Below are 18,973 nucleotides of genomic sequence, written 5' to 3' on the forward strand. Positions count from 1 at the left end.
GTTAGCCGAGGTCGTATGCTTTAGGTCGCAGCTGGAACTCTTCAATCGAGCCGATTTCTTTTCCCTGTTGCAGGGGCTTTGCGTCATGGTGAGCATTACCCTGAGTATGCATGATAAGCCGGTTAGCGGTACGCGGTTTGAGCTCATTGACCACAAAGCGGATCATATCTGAGCGCGTCAGCTTTTTGAGCTCTTCCAGTACCTGTTCACGCTGGTTGAAGGTCCAGTCTTTGTTGCCTATGGCTACCCACAAACGCTGCGCGCGGGTGCGCAGTGTTTGATCCGGAGTGGCGATTTGATTCCATAATCCGCGTTTACTGCTGTGCCACTGGTAATCGCTTAGCTCAAGCAGCACCAGGTAGAAGGCATTAAGAAACTCGTCCACCGAGCTGATTAAGTCGGCCGGAGCAGCATTCGGGGATTGAACGTAGAGTACCATCCCAGGGTGGCGGTTAAGCGGCATGTTGCCGGTGCCGACCATGTAACCCAACTGCTGTTTGGTACGAATTTCGTGGAAGAAAGTCGCCGACATCAGATGATTGGCCAGTGAATAGAGGGCAATACTGCGCGGTTCGGTATCACGCGACTGATAATAAACCGCCACAGCGGAATCATCCTGATCGCAAATCACTTCTCGTTGGAAGGTACCGTTACGGCCAAGCATCACCAGAGGCCGGAGCGATTCCTCGTAGCTTTGATTCTGCATCCGCAGCGCATTTTTCAGCACTTCTGCCATGCTGTGGGCATCTTGTTCCTGCCAGTCGCCGTAAACAAACATTTCAATGTGCAGTTCGGCCAGGATGTTTTCGACAAACTTAGCCAGTTCACCCACTTCAATGGTTTCCAAGGCCTCGACCAACTGCTGGTAAGGCGGATTGTTGGGCTGCAGCAGACCGGTCATGGCATTGAACAGTTGCGACAGCGGACGGTCATGCGCGGCGTTACGCCAGTTGCGTAATAAATGTTGTTTGACGGTGGCAAAACGGGGCTGGCTGAATTCGCGCCGGGCAAATTTGTCGAGGATCATTTTCATCAGCTCAGGTTGCTTCTGGCTGAATCCGGATAAGGTCAGAGTCACACCGCCCTGATGGGCATACATGTTGTAGCCCATACCGGCAATTTCCGCCTGATAGGTCTCTTTGGCCAGCGTGTCTAGAAACATCTCCACGCACAGGCGTGTAATAACGATATTGCGCGTGGTCGCCACGGAGTGGGGGCTGTCGATGGCAATATAAATCACCCCTTTAGGGACGCGGAACTCAGCATCCTGCAAGTGCCAGAGACGAAAGCCGGGTAAGTCCTGCAGGATATGGGGCAGGTGGCGAGTGCCGAGCAGTGGTTTGGGATCCAGCTGCTCACATATGAACGGGTTTTTGCCTGGCAGGCGTAGTGCCAGTTCAGTGGCCGGGCTGGCAAAACGGCTCAGTTCATCATCACTGAACGGACGGACACTGTAAGGAGTAAAATACCATTCGGCCTGCTTATCGAACTCCCCATCCTGAGCAATCAGGGTGGCGCGTAAATTATCCGGCACCAGATACTGCAGCAACTCCTGCAACAGCACTTCATCGTAGGCCTGCATCATGTAGTCGCCGTAGATGGTGTCTTCTGCCCGGTAGTGCTGCATGTTGATGACCAGGTGGCTGGCAATATCGAGCGGACGCGAGTTTTCCTGAAAACGAAATGCCGATTCCAGTACGGCCCGCTTTTCCATATAACGCCATTCATCCAGCCCGTGGTCCCGGATCTCGGTTATCGTGGTAAACAGCGCCCGGATGATGTCGTCGACATGGTCAAGGCCAAGTGGCGTCAGGGTACAACTGATGGAAAATTCGCGATAATTACTGCCGCTGGCGCCGCCGCCCGCGGAGAGGGAGGTGACCCAGCCTTTGTCTTTCAGAGCCAGCAATAAACTGCCTTCACCTTCATAGCCAATCAGATGGGCAAAGTAGGACAGCGGTTTGCGCTGATAATACGCATCGGTACTTGGCATTGGGAAACTGAGCAGTAACTTGCGGATTTCTTTCATCGGCTCGACCTGAATCAGCAGACCGGTTTGCGCGCGGGTAACGAAAGGTTCATCGACCTGCTTGTCAGCCAGATTGTTATTTACAATAGCGCTGAACTTGTCGCGGACCCACTCTTCCTGCTCATCAAGTGTATGCGGACCAATCACCACCAGAGTCATTAAATCGGCCGAATAATGTTGCTGATGAAAGGCAATGATCTCATCGCGGATCGAGCTGCCCGCGCGGTCACCGAGTGTATCCAGGTTACCCACGGAAAATTTGGCAAATGGATGAGCCTGATTGATCGTTTCCTTCTGCACCTGGTATAAGCGACGAGAATCATCGCTCAGTTTGAGCTTATATTCTGAGTCAACCGCGTGGCGCTCTTTGTCGAGTGCTTCCGCGTTAAACAGGGGGGCGGTGAAAAACTGACTGAAACGATCCAGCGCTTTTTCAAATACGTTTGGGGCAATATCAAAGAAGAAACACGTATGTTCTGTACCGGTCCAGGCGTTATTGCTGCCGCCGTGCTGGCTAATAACGCTTTGAAACTCGCCCACTTTAGGGTATTTTCGCGTGCCTAAAAACAGCATGTGCTCTAAATAATGAGCCAGACCCTGGCGATCAGCCGGGTCGTCAAAGTGGCCGACTTTAACGGCTAATGCGGCAGCGGACTTCTGGGCACTTTCATCGTGGATCAACAGCACACGCAACGCGTTGGAAAGAGTCAGGTGTCGGTAGCTATTTGAATCATTTGGGCTTATGTGCACAGATATTCTCCGCTGGGGCTTTGTGTAATTATGGCGTTGAAACACGGCGGCGCAAATGCAAGCCGGTGTTTTTTTTGCAGAATGTCATTGTAGTCCCAATAGCGCGTTTTTAATAGACTGTTACCGCGGTCTAAGTCTTTACACCGCGTGCTGTTATAATCGGCGGCGAGCAGCAATGACTGCCGTGTGTCTTTGAGCAAAGTAGGTTATACACAATGAAGATTTTTATCATGCGTCACGGCGAAGCTCATCATTACGCAGCCAGTGATGCAGAGCGAGCCCTGACAGACCGAGGTCGCAGTGAGTCTGTCGCGGTTGCGCGGGTGTGTCTCGAGCAACAGCAAATGGGTCATCTGGATAAGGTGCTGGTCAGCCCTTATTTACGCGCTCAGCAGACCTGGCAGGAAGTGTCGCGTTACTTTGCTGCACGACAAATTGAGATTTGTGACGATATTACGCCCTATGGGCAGGCCAGCGATGTATTTGAGTATATTTCCGCTCTGGTTGATGTAGAGCCGATAGAGAGCCTGCTGTTGGTTTCCCACCTGCCTTTGGTCGGCTATCTGGCGGCAGAATTTGTGGCTGATATGGTACCGCCGATGTTCCCGACTTCGGGCATGATGTGTATCGATTTTGATCCGCATACCCGTCAGGGTAAAGTGGCGTGGAACGTACACCCTTAATCCGGTTTCAAACGCCAAGACAGTATCAGCCGCCGAGACATTTTTAGCTGCTGAGAAAGCAACACCGACGGCGCTAGCGCTTGCTATACCAACTGAGAAAAAGCTGCAGATCGCGGCTTTTTTATCTCTTTTTGATGTTTGTTTTTTGCCAATGTTGCGCAAGCCGTGCTCATTATGCCACTGAGCTGACTGACAATATCCTGTCACCCAAACCGAATCTCACCATCCCCCGACTCGTTGCCAAGTTTTTGACAGTAATGGCTGGACTAAAACTTGCATCCTCAAGCCAATTCAGCACCATTGTGGCGACGCGCAGTCGCGCCGATTGACTCAATTACTTAATGCTTACAGGCCTATGAAGTTTACTCTGCCATTTGCGGACAAATTACCCAATATTCCCCAACGCAGCATGCCGGCGATTGGCGCGCCTGTCATGGTGCTGGCTACGCTGGCAATGGTGGTATTGCCGATACCGGCGTTTCTGCTCGACTTGTTTTTTACCTTCAACATCGCCTTGTCGATGGTGGTGCTGCTGGTCACGGTCTATACCCGCAGACCGCTCGATTTCGCCGCTTTTCCGACTGTGCTTCTGATCGCAACCCTGTTGCGTCTGGCTCTGAACGTGGCATCGACCCGGGTAGTGCTGCTGTATGGTCATGAAGGGGGCGATGCGGCCGGTAATGTGATCGAGGCGTTCGGTAACGTGGTGATTGGCGGTAACTATGCCGTGGGTCTGGTGGTGTTCCTGATTCTGATGATCATCAACTTTATGGTGGTGACCAAAGGTGCCGGCCGTATTTCGGAAGTAAGCGCTCGCTTTACGCTCGATGCTTTGCCTGGTAAGCAGATGGCGATTGATGCTGATCTGAACGCCGGCCTGATTGATCAGGAACAGGCTCGTGTGCGCCGTTTTGAAGTGACCAAAGAAGCCGATTTTTACGGCTCAATGGATGGTGCGTCCAAGTTCGTGAAAGGTGACGCCATCGCCGGTATCCTGATTCTGTTCATTAACATCATCGGTGGCCTGTCGATTGGTATGATTCAGTATGACCTCGGTTTTGGTGATGCGATTCAGATTTATACCCTGCTGACGATTGGTGACGGTCTGGTGGCACAGATCCCGTCGCTGCTGCTGTCGATCGGTGCCGCGATCATGGTAACGCGTCAAAATACCGATGAGGACATGGGACAACAGGTGGTGTTCCAGTTGTTCGATAACCCGAAAGCCCTGATGATCACCGCTGCGATACTGGGTGTGATGGGGGTTGTGCCCGGTATGCCTCATTTCGCTTTTTTGCTACTGGCAAGCCTGGCTGGCGGTGGTGCTTATCTTATTCAACGTAAGCAGAAACAAGCATCGGATGAAGCCAAGTTACCGGCCAAAATCGAAGGTGAAGCCGCACCACCCAAAGAGCTGTCCTGGGATGACGTACAGCCGGTTGATATTATCGGCCTTGAAGTGGGCTACCGTCTGATTCCTCTGGTTGACCGTGATCAGGGCGGAGAGCTGCTGGAGCGGGTGAAAGGGGTGCGCAAGAAACTGTCGCAGGACTTTGGCTTCCTGATTCCGCCGGTACATATCCGCGACAACCTGGAACTGACGCCGAACAGTTACCGCATTACTCTGATGGGTGTCGCGGTAGGTGAGGCGGAAATCCGTCCGGACCAGGAGCTGGCCATCAACCCAGGTCAGGTGTATGGCATGATCGACGGTGAGCAGACCTACGATCCGGCCTTTGGCCTGGAAGCCGTGTGGATTCGCGAAGATCAGCGCGAGCATGCGCAGGCTCTGGGCTACACTGTCGTTGATTCCTCAACGGTGCTGGCCACTCATCTCAGCCAGCTACTGACCAACAACGCCGCGCAGCTTATCGGGCATGAAGAAGTGCAGAACCTGCTGGAAATGCTGGGCCGCACCGCACCGCGTCTGGTGGAAGGTTTTGTCCCGGATCAAATCAGTCTCGGTGTTGTTGTCAAGGTGTTGCAGAATCTGCTGCATGAAGCGATTCCGATTCGTGATATCCGCACCATAGTCCAGACGCTGTCCGAATACTCCAGTAAGAGTCAAGAACCCGACATATTGACCGCCGCTGTCCGCATCGCTCTGAAACGACTAATCGTTCAGGAAATCAATGGCATAGAACCAGAGTTACCCGTTATCACCCTGATACCAGAGCTGGAACAAATATTGCATCAAACCATGCAGGCTTCAGGTGGTGAATCCGCCGGTATTGAACCGGGTCTGGCAGAACGCCTGCAGATGTCTCTGAGTCAGGCGACTCAGGAGCAAGAGCTTAAAGGTGAGCCGGCGGTACTGCTGACCTCAGGTGTGCTGCGTTCTACGCTGGCGAAGTTTGTGAAGAATACGATTCCGAACCTGAGAGTGCTGTCGTATCAGGAAATTCCTGACGAGAAACAAATTCGAATTGTGCAGGCGGTCGGTAACTAAGTTCAGACATTCCCTCCATCCGGAATGGATGTCTGTTTAAAGGTTGCAGACTCATCACATTGATAATGGATAGCCGCTTTGAAAATTAAACGATTTTTTGCCAAAGACATGAGGACCGCTCTGCTGCAAGTGAAAGAAGAACTTGGCGCAGACGCAGTGATCATGTCGAACAAAAAAGTCGCAGGAGGCGTCGAAATCGTCGCGGCTGTAGATGGGGAAACAGCGTCTGCTGCAGCCCCAGCAGCGGCCAAATCGTACGGCTCTCAGCCAAGACATATCGGCACTCAGGCATCGCCTAAGCTGCAACAGGCAGCAACACGCCGTGAGCTGGAAGAAGACCGGGTCAGTCTGAAAAAAGGTCCGGGCTCAGACAGCTCAATGACCAAGCGCTTTGCCAATATGCTCAGACAGTACAGCCAGGGCGGTGAGGTTCAGGATGAAGAACCTACGTATCGCGCTGAAAACGAAGATTCGCTGTCAGCATTACTTAAGCGTCAGTCTGGCTCACGTTCCTCCGAAAGCAGCGCTCAGATCAAAAGCGACTCACCGCTTGCCAGACTGCTGGGAGAAGAGCGTGCTGAACCGGCTTCCCGTCCGCGTCTCGATCCTTCCCGCTATGAACGGGAGCGCCAGAAAGAGAGCTCACTGAGCGCTGAAGAGCTGGAAGGTATGCGTGAAGAGATGAACTCGATCCGTCGCCTGCTCGAGCATCAGGTCTCTGGTCTGATGTGGCAGGAAGTGGAGCGACGTGAACCGCTGCGCGCCATGCTGATAAAGCGTCTGGAACGGATGGGCGTGTCACTGGATCTGGCGGATCAACTGGCGTGCTATATTCCGGAAGACACCCAGCCACAGAAAGCGTGGAAAGCGCTGCTGGGCCTGGTGTCGGATCAGGTTCCGGTGGTTAAGCAAGATATTCTCAAGCGTGGTGGTGTGGTGGCCCTGCTCGGACCGACCGGGGTCGGTAAAACCACGACTGTCGCTAAACTGGCGGCCCGGGCTGCGATGGAGTTCGGCTCCGACAATGTCGCCCTGGTCACCACTGACACTTACCGTATCGGTGCCCACGAACAATTGTCTATTTACGGACGAATTATGGGTTGCCCGGTAAGAGTCGCTAAAGATTCCAAAGAGTTAGCCGATGTAATATACCAACTGCGTAATCGTCGTCTGATTCTGGTTGATACCGCGGGTATGGGACAGCGTGATGTACGTTTGTCGGAGCAGCTCGACACCCTGATGCAGGAGAGTGGCGAAGTCATCCACAGTTACCTGGTATTACCCGCAACTGCACAACGCAAAGTGTTGCAGGAAACCATTGAGCACTTTAGAAGAATTCCTCTTTCGGGGTGCATTATGACTAAGCTTGATGAGTGTTTGAGCTTAGGTGAATTTGTCAGTGTTGTTGTTCAGAATTCGCTGCCAGTGGCTTATATCGCCAATGGTCAGCGTGTACCCGAAGACATAGTGATTGCCCAGCCCAAATACATGGTGGCGAAGGCGAATGAGTTACTAGAAAAGTCGACAGAGAATGAACCTCACTACTGGAACAGTGATGCAGAGAGATTCTAGGCGGCAGACAGATATGACAAACAAAATGATATATGACCAAGCAAGCGGCTTACGTCGTTTAACCCAACCTTCCGTAACCAAAGTCATCGCGGTGACTGGCGGCAAAGGTGGTGTGGGCAAATCAAACGTGACTCTGGGCATGGCCATTTGTATGGCGCGTCAGGGTAAAAAAGTCATGGTGCTGGATGCTGACCTGGGACTGGCGAATATCGATGTCATGCTGGGGATTCGTCCGAAACGAAACCTCGGTCATGTACTGGCGGGTGAATGTGAGCTTAAAGATGCGATCGTGGAAGGTCCGCATGGCATCAAGATCATTCCGGCTACATCGGGTACCCAGTCAATGACGGAGCTCTCGCATGCTCAGCACGTAGGCCTGATTCGTGCATTCGGCTCGCTGGAAGATGAAATGGACATCCTGCTGGTGGATACCGCAGCCGGTATTTCTGACATGGTGGTGAGCTTTTCTCGTGCGGCGCAAGATGTGGTTGTTGTGGTCTGCGACGAACCGACTTCTATCACCGATGCTTATGCACTGATCAAACTTTTGAGTCGTGAACACCAGGTTCAGCGATTTAAGATTGTCGCCAACATGGTTAGAAGCTATCGTGAAGGCAGGGAATTGTTCGCCAAGTTGACTTTGGTCACGGAGCGTTTCTTAAATGTCAGTATGGAACTCGTCGCCTGTATTCCTCTGGACGATAATGTTCGTCAGGCGGTGAAACGGCAGAGAATCGTGGTAGATGCGTTTCCGCGTTCCCCTGCCGCATTGGCGATTAGCTCTTTGGCCAATAAGGCGTTAACATGGCCGATTCCGAAAACGCCAAGCGGGCATCTGGAGTTCTTTGTGGAACGATTGCTCAACCGGACCGAAATTGTAGGGGAATCATTTGGTGAATAAAGCGCTTACTTATAATCAGTTCGGAACCGTGAACAGCCAGACTCTGTTTCTGGAAAAGTATTCCGTACTGGTTAAGCGTATAGCTCATCACTTAATCGGGCGCCTGCCTCCCAGTGTACTTATTGAAGATTTAATCCAGGCCGGCATGATCGGCTTGCTTGAAGCGCAAAAGAACTACGACGGAAGTAAGGGTGCAAGTTTTGAAACCTATGCCGGGATACGGATTCGGGGTGCGATGCTCGACGATATCCGGCGTGGGGACTGGGTGCCACGCTCAGTACATAAACACAATCGGGAAATCAGCCAGGCGATTGCGGTGTTGGAGGGGGAGCTCAATCGCGACCCAACCGATTCAGAAGTTGCTAAACACATGGGAATGTCATTAGATCAATACCATAGTGTACTAACCGATATAAACTGTTCCAGAATTGTCGGAATTGAAGACTTGGGTGTGACTGATGACGCCATCTCACCGGTCGATGATGCAGAAGATAACACTCCGTTCAAAGGAGTGGCTGATGATGCATTCCGGGAAGCCCTGGTCGCATCGATAAAATCGCTGCCCGAGCGTGAAGCTTTAGTACTTTCGCTCTATTATGATGAAGAGCTAAACTTGAAAGAAATTGGTGAGGTACTGGGGGTGAGTGAGTCCCGAGTGAGCCAGATACTAAGCCAATCAATGCAACGTCTGCGAACCAAATTGAGTTCATGGACACAGAACGACTAACTATCACTGATTTCGAACTCAGTGGAGGCAATTTTGAATAAAAACATGAAAATCCTTATTGTTGACGACTTTTCAACAATGCGCCGTATCGTAAAGAACCTGCTTCGTGACCTGGGTTTCAACAATACTCAGGAAGCGGATGACGGACTGACGGCATTGCCTATGCTTAAAAAAGGTGATTTTGATTTCGTGGTAACTGACTGGAACATGCCGGGTATGCAAGGTATCGACCTGCTCAGAAACATTCGTGCCGATGCCGAACTGAAGCATCTTCCTGTTCTGATGATCACTGCTGAAGCGAAACGTGAGCAGATCATCGAAGCGGCTCAGGCTGGCGTTAACGGCTACATCGTGAAGCCTTTCACCGCTGCAACGTTAAAAGAAAAATTAGAAAAAATCTTCGAGCGTCTATAAAAACTGTCGCATAGACAAAAGTTTGCTCTATTCAACGCGTGGAAGGCTAACGACACAATGATTTCATTAGAACAAGCCAGAGAACTCGTTCATTTGCTTGAAGAAGGTCAGCAAGATCAGGCTAACCTTCTGCTTAAGCGTATTTATGAGTCAGAAAGCAACCCAATGTTCAAGGAGATTGGCGCCTTAACACGTGATCTTCACGATTCTCTCAAGCAGTTTCACGTCGATGAACGAATGAGTGAAATTGCCAATGATGAGATTCCTGATGCACGCGATCGCTTGCATTACGTGATCGAAAAAACCGAAGTGGCCGCCAACAAAACCATGGATGCCGTTGATCGCTGCATGCCGATTGCAGACAGTCTGCATGAAAGTCTGCTTCAGGTTCGTCCGCAATGGAACCAACTGATGCATGGTAAAATCGAGCTGAGTGAGTTCAAAGCGCTGTGTCATCGAATTGACGGTTTGCTGTCTCAGGTAGAAGGTGACAGCAGCGAGTTGCGCGGTCAACTTACCGAAATACTTATGGCTCAGGATTTCCAGGATCTGACCGGGCAGATCATTCGCCGCGTGATTACTCTCGTCAACGAGGTAGAGCAGCGTCTGGTCGAGATTCTGACTGTGTTCGGCAGTGAACAAATAGAACAACAAGAGAAAAGTAAGAAAGCATTAACTGAGCCTGAGGGACCGATTATGAACCCTCATGAACGCAGTGACGCGGTTTCATCTCAAGACGAAGTAGATGACCTGCTATCGAGTCTTGGATTTTAGGGGTAACGTATGAGCTACGATTTAGACGAAGATATTCTTCAGGACTTTCTGGTTGAGGCTGGCGAAATTCTCGATTTGCTGTCCGAACAGTTGGTTGAACTTGAGAATAATCCGGAAGACCGCGATCTTTTAAACGCAATTTTCCGCGGTTTTCATACCGTCAAAGGTGGTGCGGGTTTCTTAGCGCTGACGGAACTGGTTGAGACCTGCCATGGCGCAGAAAACGTGTTCGATATTTTGCGTAACGGACAGCGCTCTGTAACAGCCGGTCTGATGGATACAATGCTTCGTGCATTGGATACCGTCAATGAACAGTTTCGTGCGGTACAAGATCGTGAACCACTGGTAGCTGCTGACCCTGAGCTGCTGGAAGAGCTCCATCATTTATGCAAACCGGAGTCGCAGGACGAAGACATCTCAGCGCAAGCCGAGGTGGCTGAAGTCAGTGTTGAAGAAGAGCCGGTCGCGGAAGATGAGCCTGTGATGGACGATGCTGTGGCCGAGCCTGCTACCCGTAGTGCGCTGGCTGCCGATTCGATCGATGACATTACTCAGGATGAATTTGAAAAGTTGCTGGATGAGCTGCATGGCAAAGGTGCTGCTCCAGGCGCTAAAGCGGCCGCACCTGCCGCCGTAAGTCCTGCCCCGACTGCAGCGTCGACCAACAGCCAAGCGGACGGTGATATCACAGATGACGAGTTCGAACGTCTTCTCGATGAGCTGCATGGTAAAGGTGGCGCACCTGGCAAAGAGAGTGAGTCTGCGGCTGCACCTACTGCGAAAGCGCCGGCCTCTTCGGCTTCGTCTTCTGACAGCGACCTGATGAGCGACGAAGAGTTTGAAAAGCTGCTTGATGAACTGCATGGTGCAGGCAAAGGCCCGTCTATCGAAGAGCTCGACATGGCGACGCGCCCAGCCAGTGAAAACCTGCAGCCTGCGGCGAAAGCGCCAACGGCCAAGCCTGCCGCTGCGCCAGCTGCAAAAGCTTCGCAAGCGCAAACACCGAAGGCGGCGCCGGCCGCTGCCGCGCCAGCGCCTAAAGTGATTGAAGAACCGGCAGAGAAACGTGAAGTTGCTGCGGGCGGCGCTGCTAAGAAAACGCAGGCAGAAGCCACCGTTCGTGTTGATACGTCGACACTGGATACCATTATGAACATGGTCGGTGAACTGGTTCTGGTTCGTAACCGTCTACTCAGCCTGGGTCTGAACAGTAATGACGAAGATTTGTCGAAAGCCGTCTCTAACCTGGATGTGGTGACCGCCGATCTGCAAGGCGCGGTGATGAAAACGCGCATGCAGCCGATCAAGAAAGTGTTCGGTCGTTTCCCGCGCGTGGTACGTGATTTGGCTCGCAGCCTGAAAAAAGACATCGTGCTGGAGATGCGCGGTGAAGAGACCGACCTGGATAAAAACCTGGTTGAGGCGCTGGCGGATCCGCTGATCCACTTGGTGCGTAACTCGGTTGACCACGGGATTGAAATGCCGGAAGACCGGGTAAAAGCGGGTAAGCCGCGCACCGGTAAAGTGATTCTGTCTGCATCGCAGGAAGGCGACCATATTGAACTGTCTATCGTCGACGACGGCGGCGGTATGGACCCGAATAAACTGCGTAGTATTGCCGTTAAACGCGGCATGATGGATGAGGATGCCGCTTCGCGTCTCACCAGCAAAGAGTGCTTCAATCTGATTTTCATGCCTGGTTTCTCCAGTAAAGAGAAGATCTCCGATATTTCGGGACGTGGCGTCGGTATGGACGTGGTGAAAACGGCGATTAATACCCTGAACGGTATGATTGATATCGATTCGGAAATGGGTAAAGGAACCAAGATCACCATTAAAGTGCCTCTGACGTTGGCTATTCTGCCAACCCTGATGGTGGGTGTGGCCGGTTATCCGTTTGCATTGCCGCTGGCAAGTGTCAGTGAAATCTTCCACCTCGATTTAAGTCGTACTAACGTGGTTGATGGTCAATTGACCATTATCGTCCGTGATAAGTCTATCCCGCTGTTTTATTTGCAAAACTGGTTGGCTCCGCAAGCCGGCAGAGTCGAAGCTCGTAAAGGCCATGGCCATGTGGTTATTGTCCAGTTGGGCAATCAGCGTGTCGGTTTTGTGGTTGATACTCTGATTGGCCAGGAAGAGGTGGTGATTAAACCACTTGATAAACTGCTGCAGGGGACACCGGGCATGGCTGGCGCGACGATCACCAGTGATGGCCATATCGCACTGATTCTTGATGTGCCGGATTTGTTGAAGCAGTACGCGGCTGCATCACGAATCTGATTGACCTTAAACAATAAGGATAACTATGGCGATTAGAGTATTAGTTGTTGATGATTCGAGTTTTTTCAGACGTCGTGTTAGCGAAATCATCAACTCTGAGCCGCGCTTGGAAGTGATTGATGTAGCGACAAACGGGCGTGAAGCGGTGGAGAAAGTCCAGCGCCTTAAGCCGGACGTGATCACCATGGATGTCGAGATGCCGGTGATGGACGGCATTACGGCTGTGCGTGAGATCATGGCCAGTACACCGACCCCGATTTTGATGTTTTCATCGCTGACGCATGATGGCGCTAAGGCGACCCTGGATGCGCTGGATTCCGGCGCGCTGGATTTCTTACCGAAAAAGTTTGAAGACATAGCCCGTAACCGTGATGAAGCGGTGACATTGCTGCAGCAACGGGTACTGCAGATTGCGAGCAAAAAGGCGTTCATGCGCCGTCCGGTGGTTGCCCGGTCCGAGCCAGTGACGCCGGCGGCGACCAGTCCGACGGCATCGCCACTACAGCGCAGTAGCCTGTCGACGGGCAATCTGAGTCACAGTCGACCTGTTTCTGTATCGGCACGCTTTAAGGCAACGGGTAAAAAATATCAGTTGACCGCCATTGGTACCTCAACCGGTGGTCCGGTTGCACTGCAGAAGATTTTGACTAAATTGCCTGTCAATTATCCGCACCCGATAGTTTTGATTCAGCACATGCCGGCAACCTTCACCGCCGCTTTTGCCAGCCGCCTCAATTCTCTGTGTAAAATTCAGGTAAAAGAAGCGGAAGACGGTGATGTACTGCGTCCTGGTGTGGCTTATCTTGCGCCAGGCGGTAAACAGATGATGGTGGAAGGACGTCCCGGTGCAGCTAAGCTGCGGATTCTTGATGGCGGAGACCGGATGAATTACAAGCCTTGTGTTGATGTTACCTTTGGCTCGGCATCGAAAGTTTTCAGCGATAAAGTGCTGTCGATGGTGCTGACCGGTATGGGGGCCGATGGCCGTGAAGGCGCACGTATGCTTAAGAACGCAGGCGCGACCATCTGGGCACAGGACGAAGAAAGTTGTGTTGTCTACGGTATGCCGCAAGCGGTCGCCAAAGCCGGTATTTCATCCGAAGATTTACCGTTAGACCGTATCGCTGAGCGAATGCTGGTCGAAGTTGGTCTGGCCTGAGGATTGCGCATGATCGTTTGGAGTGTAGCAAACCAGAAAGGCGGAGTGGGGAAAACCACCACGACCATTACACTGGCAGGTTTGTTAAGTAAACAGGGCAAGCGCGTGTTATTGGTGGATACCGATCCGCACGCATCCCTGACCACGTATCTTGGTTATGATTCCGATGGTGTGCCCGCCAGCCTGTTTGACCTGTTTCAGTTGCGTGAGTATACCGAACAGAGCGTTGAACCGCTGATCCTGAAAACCGATGTGGAAGGGATAGATATTATTCCGGCTCATATGTCTTTGGCTACTTTGGACCGGGTAATGGGTAACCGCAGCGGCATGGGGCTGATTCTGAAACGGGCGTTGCTGGCCCTTCGTCAGCGCTACGATTATGTGCTGATTGACTGCCCTCCGATCCTGGGGGTCATGATGGTCAACGCTTTGGCTGCCAGCGATCGTATTTTGATCCCGGTGCAGACCGAGTTTCTGGCGATGAAAGGTCTGGAGCGCATGGTGCGCACACTGGCGATTATGCAAAAGTCGCGCAGTCGCTCGTTTAAAGTCACCATAGTGCCGACCATGTATGACAAGCGCACCCGGGCATCATTGCAGACGCTTAACCAGTTGAAAAAAGATTACCCGGATCAGGTCTGGACATCAGCGGTACCGATTGATACCAAGTTTCGTGATGCCAGCCTGAAACGTTTACCAGCTTCGCACTTTGCCGAAGGCAGCCGCGGAGTATTTGCCTATAAGCAGTTATTGTTGTTCTTAGAGAGGCTCGCCATCGATGAGTAATCCTTTGCTGTCGAGTGAACAGGCTTTAGACGATTATTTCAATGCTTTGCTTGATGAAGAGCTGGGCGATGACGAGCTGCTTCCAGAGCCTGAGCCAGAGCCAGAGCCAGAACGAGCACCAGAGTTAAAACCTGCGCCGCAGATAGCTGCTGCGGTGCAACAGAATTTCTTTGAGCAAGAGCTGGACGAAATCGAGTTACCCAACCTGAATGACGTCCAGCGTTTGCTCAGTCAACTGGAAAACAGTAATCCGGTCGCTGAACTTGATCTCGAACAGGTCATGGAACAGAACACGCTTGATATCGCAGTGCATGAGGTGGTGGCGACACCGGCTGACGTGGACGAAATTCAGGAATGGGATCTTGAACCGGAACTGCACAGCGAAGCAGAGCTGCCAGATAGCGTTGCTTTACAAGAGTTACAGGATTTGGCTGAGCCGGACATCAGCGTCACTGAGCCCATCGCAGAGGTGGCACAGCCACAGGCTGAAGTGACAGCAGACCCGATGCCAGAGCCCGCAACTCAAGCGGGTGGCGGATCTCTTGGTCACTGGGACAGCCCGGTACGCAATGAAAATTTTCAGGTGCTCTATTTTGATGTCAATGGTGTGACCTTTGCGGTTCCGCTCGATGAACTGGGCGGTATTCATCAGAAAGGCAGCCTGAACCACTTGATCGGACGACCGGTCTGGTACCTGGGGTTACAGACCAATCGTGATACTCAGCTGGATGTGGTTGATACCGCAAAGTGGGTCATGGCAGAAAAACTGCGAGACGACAGTCATAAAGAACATTATCAGTACATTGTGATGCTTGGTGAAAGCCACTGGGGATTAGCATGTACTAAACTCTTAGGCACGGAATTGCTTAACAGTGACAAAGTTCGCTGGCGGGAACAGGTGGGTAAACGCCCCTGGCTTGCCGGAATGGTGAAAGAAAAAATGTGCGCCTTGATCCATGTTGAGGCATTGATCGCTATGCTAAACGCTGGTCTTGATGTAAAAGCACTGGATAAATAATACATATTTGTCGGGAACGACTATAAGAGGAAAAGGTATGTCTCAAACTAACGAAGTTGAAGTGCGAAAAGAACACTCTAACGACGAAGTGCTGCAGTGGGTGACGTTCCAGCTAGAAGAAGAAACCTATGGCATCAATGTAATGCAGGTGCGTGAAGTTCTGCGTTATACCGAAATTGCTCCGGTTCCCGGTGCTCCGGATTACGTGCTGGGTATCATCAACCTGCGTGGTAATGTTGTCACCGTTATCGATACTCGCTCCCGATTTGGTTTGATGCAAGGTGAGGCGACAGATAACACCCGTATCATTGTGATTGAATCAGAGCGCCAGGTGATTGGTATTCTGGTTGATAGCGTGGCGGAAGTGGTATACCTGCGTTCATCTGAAATTGACACCACACCAAGTGTCGGCACAGACGAAAGTTCTAAGTTCATTCAGGGTGTCAGCAACCGTGATGGTAAGCTGCTGATTCTGGTGGATCTGAACAAGCTGCTTAGCGATGAAGAATGGGATGAAATGGCTCATCTGTAATGAGTGATTGGGTCAGCTTAACGCCGTCCGTACTTGCTGCTGGCGGCGCTATTCTATTCGTTCTGCTCTTGCTCGCATTGCTGATGGTACGTCGCTCTCAACGGCGTCATTCCGATATGCTGCGCCAGCAAATCCGCCATCTTGATAAAGAACTGCAAAAAGCCAATAAACAAGCGTTGGAAGTGCGTTCGGTGATGGTAGGGCTGGGTCAGCAGGTTTCCGAGCAACAAGATATTATTTTACATCTGAGTGAACGGTTAAAAGAGCTCGAAAATGCCGATACCGACGGGCGGATGTACAGCCGCGCCTCGAAAATGGTCAAGTTGGGCGCAGATATTAACGAGCTGATCGAAGAGTGTGAACTGCCCAAGGCCGAAGCGGAGTTGATGCTGTCATTGCAGAAAAAAATGTCAGGTCGTGAGGCTATTCCGCCGTTAAGCAGTGATCCGGAACAGCGCTCGTCTGCCGGTAATCAGCAGCGTAGCGCGCGTAAACCGGTCCGGCGCAACTGATATCTGCTGCTGATTTGAGCATAATAATTCAGCTTATCAATAGGCTCGGGCGCAAACTTAATAAGGAAGCATAAGGCTTCCTTTTTTTATTGGGCTATGACAGGGTATGCGCTTAATACCTTAGGGTTAGTTGGTGTAAGAAGCTGTTAAAATTTAACAGTTTCTTACCTAGTTTCGTGATTCGAAATACCCTTGGTCTATTTAGTCTCTTTCTGGGTGTGGTAATATAGACGCCCCAAAATAGTGATACAGAAGCCCATGCTGGATGTAAAAAGCCTCACCGCAATTCGTGATGATAGAGCGCTGTTTGAAGGATTGTCTTTTACCATTCAATCCGGTGAACTGGTGCAGATCGAAGGACGTAACGGTACGGGTAAGACGACATTACTGCGCATCATCACCGGCCTTGGTGATCGTGATGAAGGTACTATCCATTGGAACCAAGTCAATATCGAAGCGGATCGTGACAGTTATCATCAGGACTTACTGTTTCTTGGTCATCAGACCGGGATTAAACGTGAGTTAACCGCATTGGAAAATTTGCGTTTTTATCAGTCAGTCCACGCCGGGTCGGCAGTAGGTGAAGATCTCTATCAGGCGCTGACCCAGGTAGGGCTGGCGGGACGAGAAGATGTGCCGGTGGCACATCTTTCTGCCGGACAGCAGCGACGGGTTGCGTTGGCGAGACTATGGCTCAGCCGGAAAAAACTGTGGATTCTGGATGAACCCTTGACTGCGATTGACAAGCAAGGTGCCAAAGTGTTGGAAGCGTTGTTTCTTAAACACGCTGAGCAAGGCGGTATCGTGGTTCTGACCACTCACCAGGATATGTTTGCCGATAATCCCAAGCTGCGTAAAATTAAACTGGGGGATGCCTGATGTTCTCAACTATGGGCACGGTGATCCGGCGTGAACTGCTGATTGCGTTTAGGCGTCAGGCGGATATTTTTAATCCGCTGTGGTTTTTTATCATAGTGATCACCCTGTTTCCGCTGAGCATAGGTCCTGAGCCCGGGCTGTTATCACGTATTGCACCGGGTATTGTCTGGGTGGCGGCGCTGCTGTCTGCTCTGCTCTCGCTCGAGCGTCTGTTTCGTGATGATTTTCAGGATGGTTCACTGGAGCAGATGATGCTGATGCCGGTTCCGTTACCTGTGGTCGTCATTTCTAAAGTATTGGCGCACTGGTTGTTAACCGGTGTCCCGCTTATTCTGATTAGTCCGCTGCTGGCGATTTTGCTGTCTCTGGATTTGGATACCTGGCTGGCCGTGGTATTGACGTTGCTGTTGGGGACTCCAACCCTCAGCTTTATTGGTGCTATAGGCGTGGCGCTGACCGTCGGGCTGCAAAAAGGTGGGGTGCTGCTGAGCCTGCTGGTGCTGCCGCTGTATATTCCAATTTTAATTTTTGCCACTTCAGCGATCGATGCTGCTTCGCTGGGGATGGCGTTTAACGGACAATTGGCCATTATGGCTGCCATGTTTATGGGGGCACTGACCCTGACCCCATTTGCGATCAGTGCAGCACTCAGAGTGAGCGTCAATTGACAGATTGCGGACTGCTGTATCCGTGACATACTGGCAAACCGGACAAGACAGATTCGGTGTCGGAAGCAAAGTGAGAAAGAACAATGTGGAAATGGCTCCATCCCTATGCCAAACCAGAAGCTGCTTACCGTTTATGCGGTAAATTGCAGCCGTGGTTTGTGATTTTAGCGCTGTTATGTCTGGCTGCCGGTACCGTTTGGGGACTGGCTTTTGCGCCGGCTGACTACCAGCAGGGCGATAGTTTTCGAATTATTTATATTCATGTTCCCGCGGCGATCTGGTCGATGGGGGTGTATATGTCGATGGCGATTGCGGCCTTTATCGGCCTGGTTTGGCAGGTGAAATTGTCCGACATGGCCGCTTCAGCGATGGCGCCTATTGGTGCGGTATATACCTTTATCGCGCTGATCACTGGTGCGGTGTGGGGCAAGCCGATGTGGGGCGCCTGGTGGGTATGGGACGCTCGTCTGACGTCCGAACTGATTCTACTGTTCCTCTATCTGGGTGTCATCGCCTTGTATCATGCGTTTGATGACCAGAAAACGGCCGCAAAAGCCGCCGGTATTCTGGCTATTGTCGGGGTCATCAACCTGCCCATTATTCACTTTTCTGTCGAGTGGTGGAATACCCTGCATCAGGGGGCCACTATCACCAAATTTGCCAAGCCATCCATTTCCAACGACATGTTGTGGCCGTTGCTGTTAAATATTTTTGGGTTTGCTTTCTTGTTCGCTGCTCTGGCGATGATTCGTACCCGGAACGAGATCATCAGTAAAGAGAGTCACCGTCCATGGGTGATCCAGCTGGCAACCAGCAAAATGCTCGGGGGGCAATGAG

Annotated in this window: 17 protein-coding genes; 16 read left to right on the top strand and 1 reads right to left on the bottom strand. The window is 51.6% G+C overall.

The window, feature by feature from the left end:
* Position 1: 1 nt before the first annotated feature.
* Complete coding sequence (locus tag E6C74_RS01225) at positions 2–2,779, bottom strand: insulinase family protein (protein ID WP_136482582.1); 2,778 nt, start codon at positions 2,777–2,779, stop codon at positions 2–4.
* A gap of 215 nt (positions 2,780–2,994) precedes the next feature.
* Here E6C74_RS01225 and sixA point away from each other — a divergent pair, with 215 nt between their 5' ends.
* The 16 genes from sixA to E6C74_RS01305 all read left to right on the top strand — a co-directional run bounded on the left by sixA (position 2,995) and on the right by E6C74_RS01305 (position 18,972).
* On the top strand, positions 2,995–3,462 hold the full coding sequence (sixA, locus tag E6C74_RS01230) for a phosphohistidine phosphatase SixA (protein ID WP_136482584.1): 468 nt from the start codon (positions 2,995–2,997) through the stop codon (positions 3,460–3,462).
* Between the two features lie 355 nt (positions 3,463–3,817).
* Positions 3,818–5,911, top strand: a complete 2,094-nt coding sequence (gene flhA, locus E6C74_RS01235; RefSeq protein ID WP_136482587.1) for a flagellar biosynthesis protein FlhA — start codon at positions 3,818–3,820, stop codon at positions 5,909–5,911.
* 78 nt (positions 5,912–5,989) lie between these two features.
* Positions 5,990–7,483 carry a flagellar biosynthesis protein FlhF gene (gene flhF, locus E6C74_RS01240; protein ID WP_136482589.1) on the top strand — a complete coding sequence of 498 codons (1,494 nt, stop codon included), beginning with the start codon at positions 5,990–5,992 and terminating at the stop codon, positions 7,481–7,483.
* Positions 7,484–7,496: 13 nt separating this feature from the next.
* Positions 7,497–8,384: a MinD/ParA family protein gene (locus tag E6C74_RS01245; protein ID WP_168796923.1), complete on the top strand. Its 888-nt coding sequence runs from the start codon at positions 7,497–7,499 to the stop codon at positions 8,382–8,384.
* The gene (locus tag E6C74_RS01250) at positions 8,377–9,111 is read left to right on the top strand and encodes an RNA polymerase sigma factor FliA (protein ID WP_136482593.1); all 735 of its coding nucleotides are present in this window, start codon (positions 8,377–8,379) and stop codon (positions 9,109–9,111) included. Before E6C74_RS01245 ends, E6C74_RS01250 begins: the two co-directional genes overlap by 8 nt.
* A gap of 45 nt (positions 9,112–9,156) precedes the next feature.
* Positions 9,157–9,525, top strand: coding sequence for a chemotaxis response regulator CheY (gene cheY / locus E6C74_RS01255; RefSeq protein WP_168796924.1), 369 nt, complete (start codon positions 9,157–9,159; stop codon positions 9,523–9,525).
* Between the two features lie 57 nt (positions 9,526–9,582).
* Positions 9,583–10,299 (top strand): protein phosphatase CheZ, encoded by a 717-nt coding sequence (locus tag E6C74_RS01260; protein WP_136482597.1) that lies wholly within the window; start codon positions 9,583–9,585, stop codon positions 10,297–10,299.
* A gap of 9 nt (positions 10,300–10,308) precedes the next feature.
* Complete coding sequence (locus E6C74_RS01265) at positions 10,309–12,582, top strand: chemotaxis protein CheA (protein WP_136482598.1); 2,274 nt, start codon at positions 10,309–10,311, stop codon at positions 12,580–12,582.
* Positions 12,583–12,607: 25 nt separating this feature from the next.
* Complete coding sequence (locus E6C74_RS01270) at positions 12,608–13,741, top strand: chemotaxis response regulator protein-glutamate methylesterase (protein WP_136482600.1); 1,134 nt, start codon at positions 12,608–12,610, stop codon at positions 13,739–13,741.
* Positions 13,742–13,750: 9 nt separating this feature from the next.
* Positions 13,751–14,527, top strand: coding sequence for a ParA family protein (locus tag E6C74_RS01275; RefSeq protein ID WP_136482602.1), 777 nt, complete (start codon positions 13,751–13,753; stop codon positions 14,525–14,527).
* Entirely contained in the window at positions 14,520–15,545 is a 1,026-nt protein-coding gene (locus E6C74_RS01280) for a chemotaxis protein CheW (RefSeq protein WP_168796925.1), read from the top strand. Before E6C74_RS01275 ends, E6C74_RS01280 begins: the two co-directional genes overlap by 8 nt.
* Before the next feature lie 37 nt (positions 15,546–15,582).
* A complete protein-coding gene (locus E6C74_RS01285; RefSeq protein ID WP_136482604.1) occupies positions 15,583–16,077 on the top strand; it encodes a chemotaxis protein CheW in 495 nt (164 codons plus the stop codon).
* Positions 16,077–16,589: a DUF2802 domain-containing protein gene (locus E6C74_RS01290; protein WP_136482606.1), complete on the top strand. Its 513-nt coding sequence runs from the start codon at positions 16,077–16,079 to the stop codon at positions 16,587–16,589. Before E6C74_RS01285 ends, E6C74_RS01290 begins: the two co-directional genes overlap by 1 nt.
* 258 nt (positions 16,590–16,847) lie before the next feature.
* Positions 16,848–17,468 carry a cytochrome c biogenesis heme-transporting ATPase CcmA gene (gene ccmA / locus E6C74_RS01295; RefSeq protein WP_136482608.1) on the top strand — a complete coding sequence of 207 codons (621 nt, stop codon included), beginning with the start codon at positions 16,848–16,850 and terminating at the stop codon, positions 17,466–17,468.
* Positions 17,468–18,136: a heme exporter protein CcmB gene (gene ccmB, locus E6C74_RS01300; RefSeq protein WP_136482610.1), complete on the top strand. Its 669-nt coding sequence runs from the start codon at positions 17,468–17,470 to the stop codon at positions 18,134–18,136. The genes ccmA and ccmB overlap by 1 nt, the downstream gene beginning before the upstream one ends.
* An 83-nt stretch (positions 18,137–18,219) precedes the next feature.
* Positions 18,220–18,972, top strand: coding sequence for a heme ABC transporter permease (locus E6C74_RS01305; protein WP_136482611.1), 753 nt, complete (start codon positions 18,220–18,222; stop codon positions 18,970–18,972).
* Position 18,973: the final 1 nt, after the last annotated feature.

The sequence above is a fragment of the Vibrio sp. H11 genome, assembly GCF_004804295.1.
Classification (GTDB): Bacteria; Pseudomonadota; Gammaproteobacteria; order Enterobacterales; family Vibrionaceae; genus Vibrio; species Vibrio ostreae.

Excerpts from the sequence above, each read along its gene's own strand:
- sixA (WP_136482584.1), top strand. The coding sequence starts at position 2,995 with ATGAAGATTTTTATCATGCGTCACGGCGAAGCTCATCATTACGCAGCC.
- flhA (WP_136482587.1), top strand. The coding sequence starts at position 3,818 with ATGAAGTTTACTCTGCCATTTGCGGACAAATTACCCAATATTCCCCAA.
- E6C74_RS01245 (WP_168796923.1), top strand. The coding sequence starts at position 7,497 with ATGACAAACAAAATGATATATGACCAAGCAAGCGGCTTACGTCGTTTA.
- cheY (WP_168796924.1), top strand. The coding sequence starts at position 9,157 with ATGAAAATCCTTATTGTTGACGACTTTTCAACAATGCGCCGTATCGTA.
- E6C74_RS01260 (WP_136482597.1), top strand. The coding sequence starts at position 9,583 with ATGATTTCATTAGAACAAGCCAGAGAACTCGTTCATTTGCTTGAAGAA.
- E6C74_RS01265 (WP_136482598.1), top strand. The coding sequence starts at position 10,309 with ATGAGCTACGATTTAGACGAAGATATTCTTCAGGACTTTCTGGTTGAG.
- E6C74_RS01270 (WP_136482600.1), top strand. The coding sequence starts at position 12,608 with ATGGCGATTAGAGTATTAGTTGTTGATGATTCGAGTTTTTTCAGACGT.
- E6C74_RS01275 (WP_136482602.1), top strand. The coding sequence starts at position 13,751 with ATGATCGTTTGGAGTGTAGCAAACCAGAAAGGCGGAGTGGGGAAAACC.
- E6C74_RS01280 (WP_168796925.1), top strand. The coding sequence starts at position 14,520 with ATGAGTAATCCTTTGCTGTCGAGTGAACAGGCTTTAGACGATTATTTC.
- E6C74_RS01285 (WP_136482604.1), top strand. The coding sequence starts at position 15,583 with ATGTCTCAAACTAACGAAGTTGAAGTGCGAAAAGAACACTCTAACGAC.
- E6C74_RS01290 (WP_136482606.1), top strand. The coding sequence starts at position 16,077 with ATGAGTGATTGGGTCAGCTTAACGCCGTCCGTACTTGCTGCTGGCGGC.
- ccmA (WP_136482608.1), top strand. The coding sequence starts at position 16,848 with ATGCTGGATGTAAAAAGCCTCACCGCAATTCGTGATGATAGAGCGCTG.
- ccmB (WP_136482610.1), top strand. The coding sequence starts at position 17,468 with ATGTTCTCAACTATGGGCACGGTGATCCGGCGTGAACTGCTGATTGCG.
- E6C74_RS01305 (WP_136482611.1), top strand. The coding sequence starts at position 18,220 with ATGTGGAAATGGCTCCATCCCTATGCCAAACCAGAAGCTGCTTACCGT.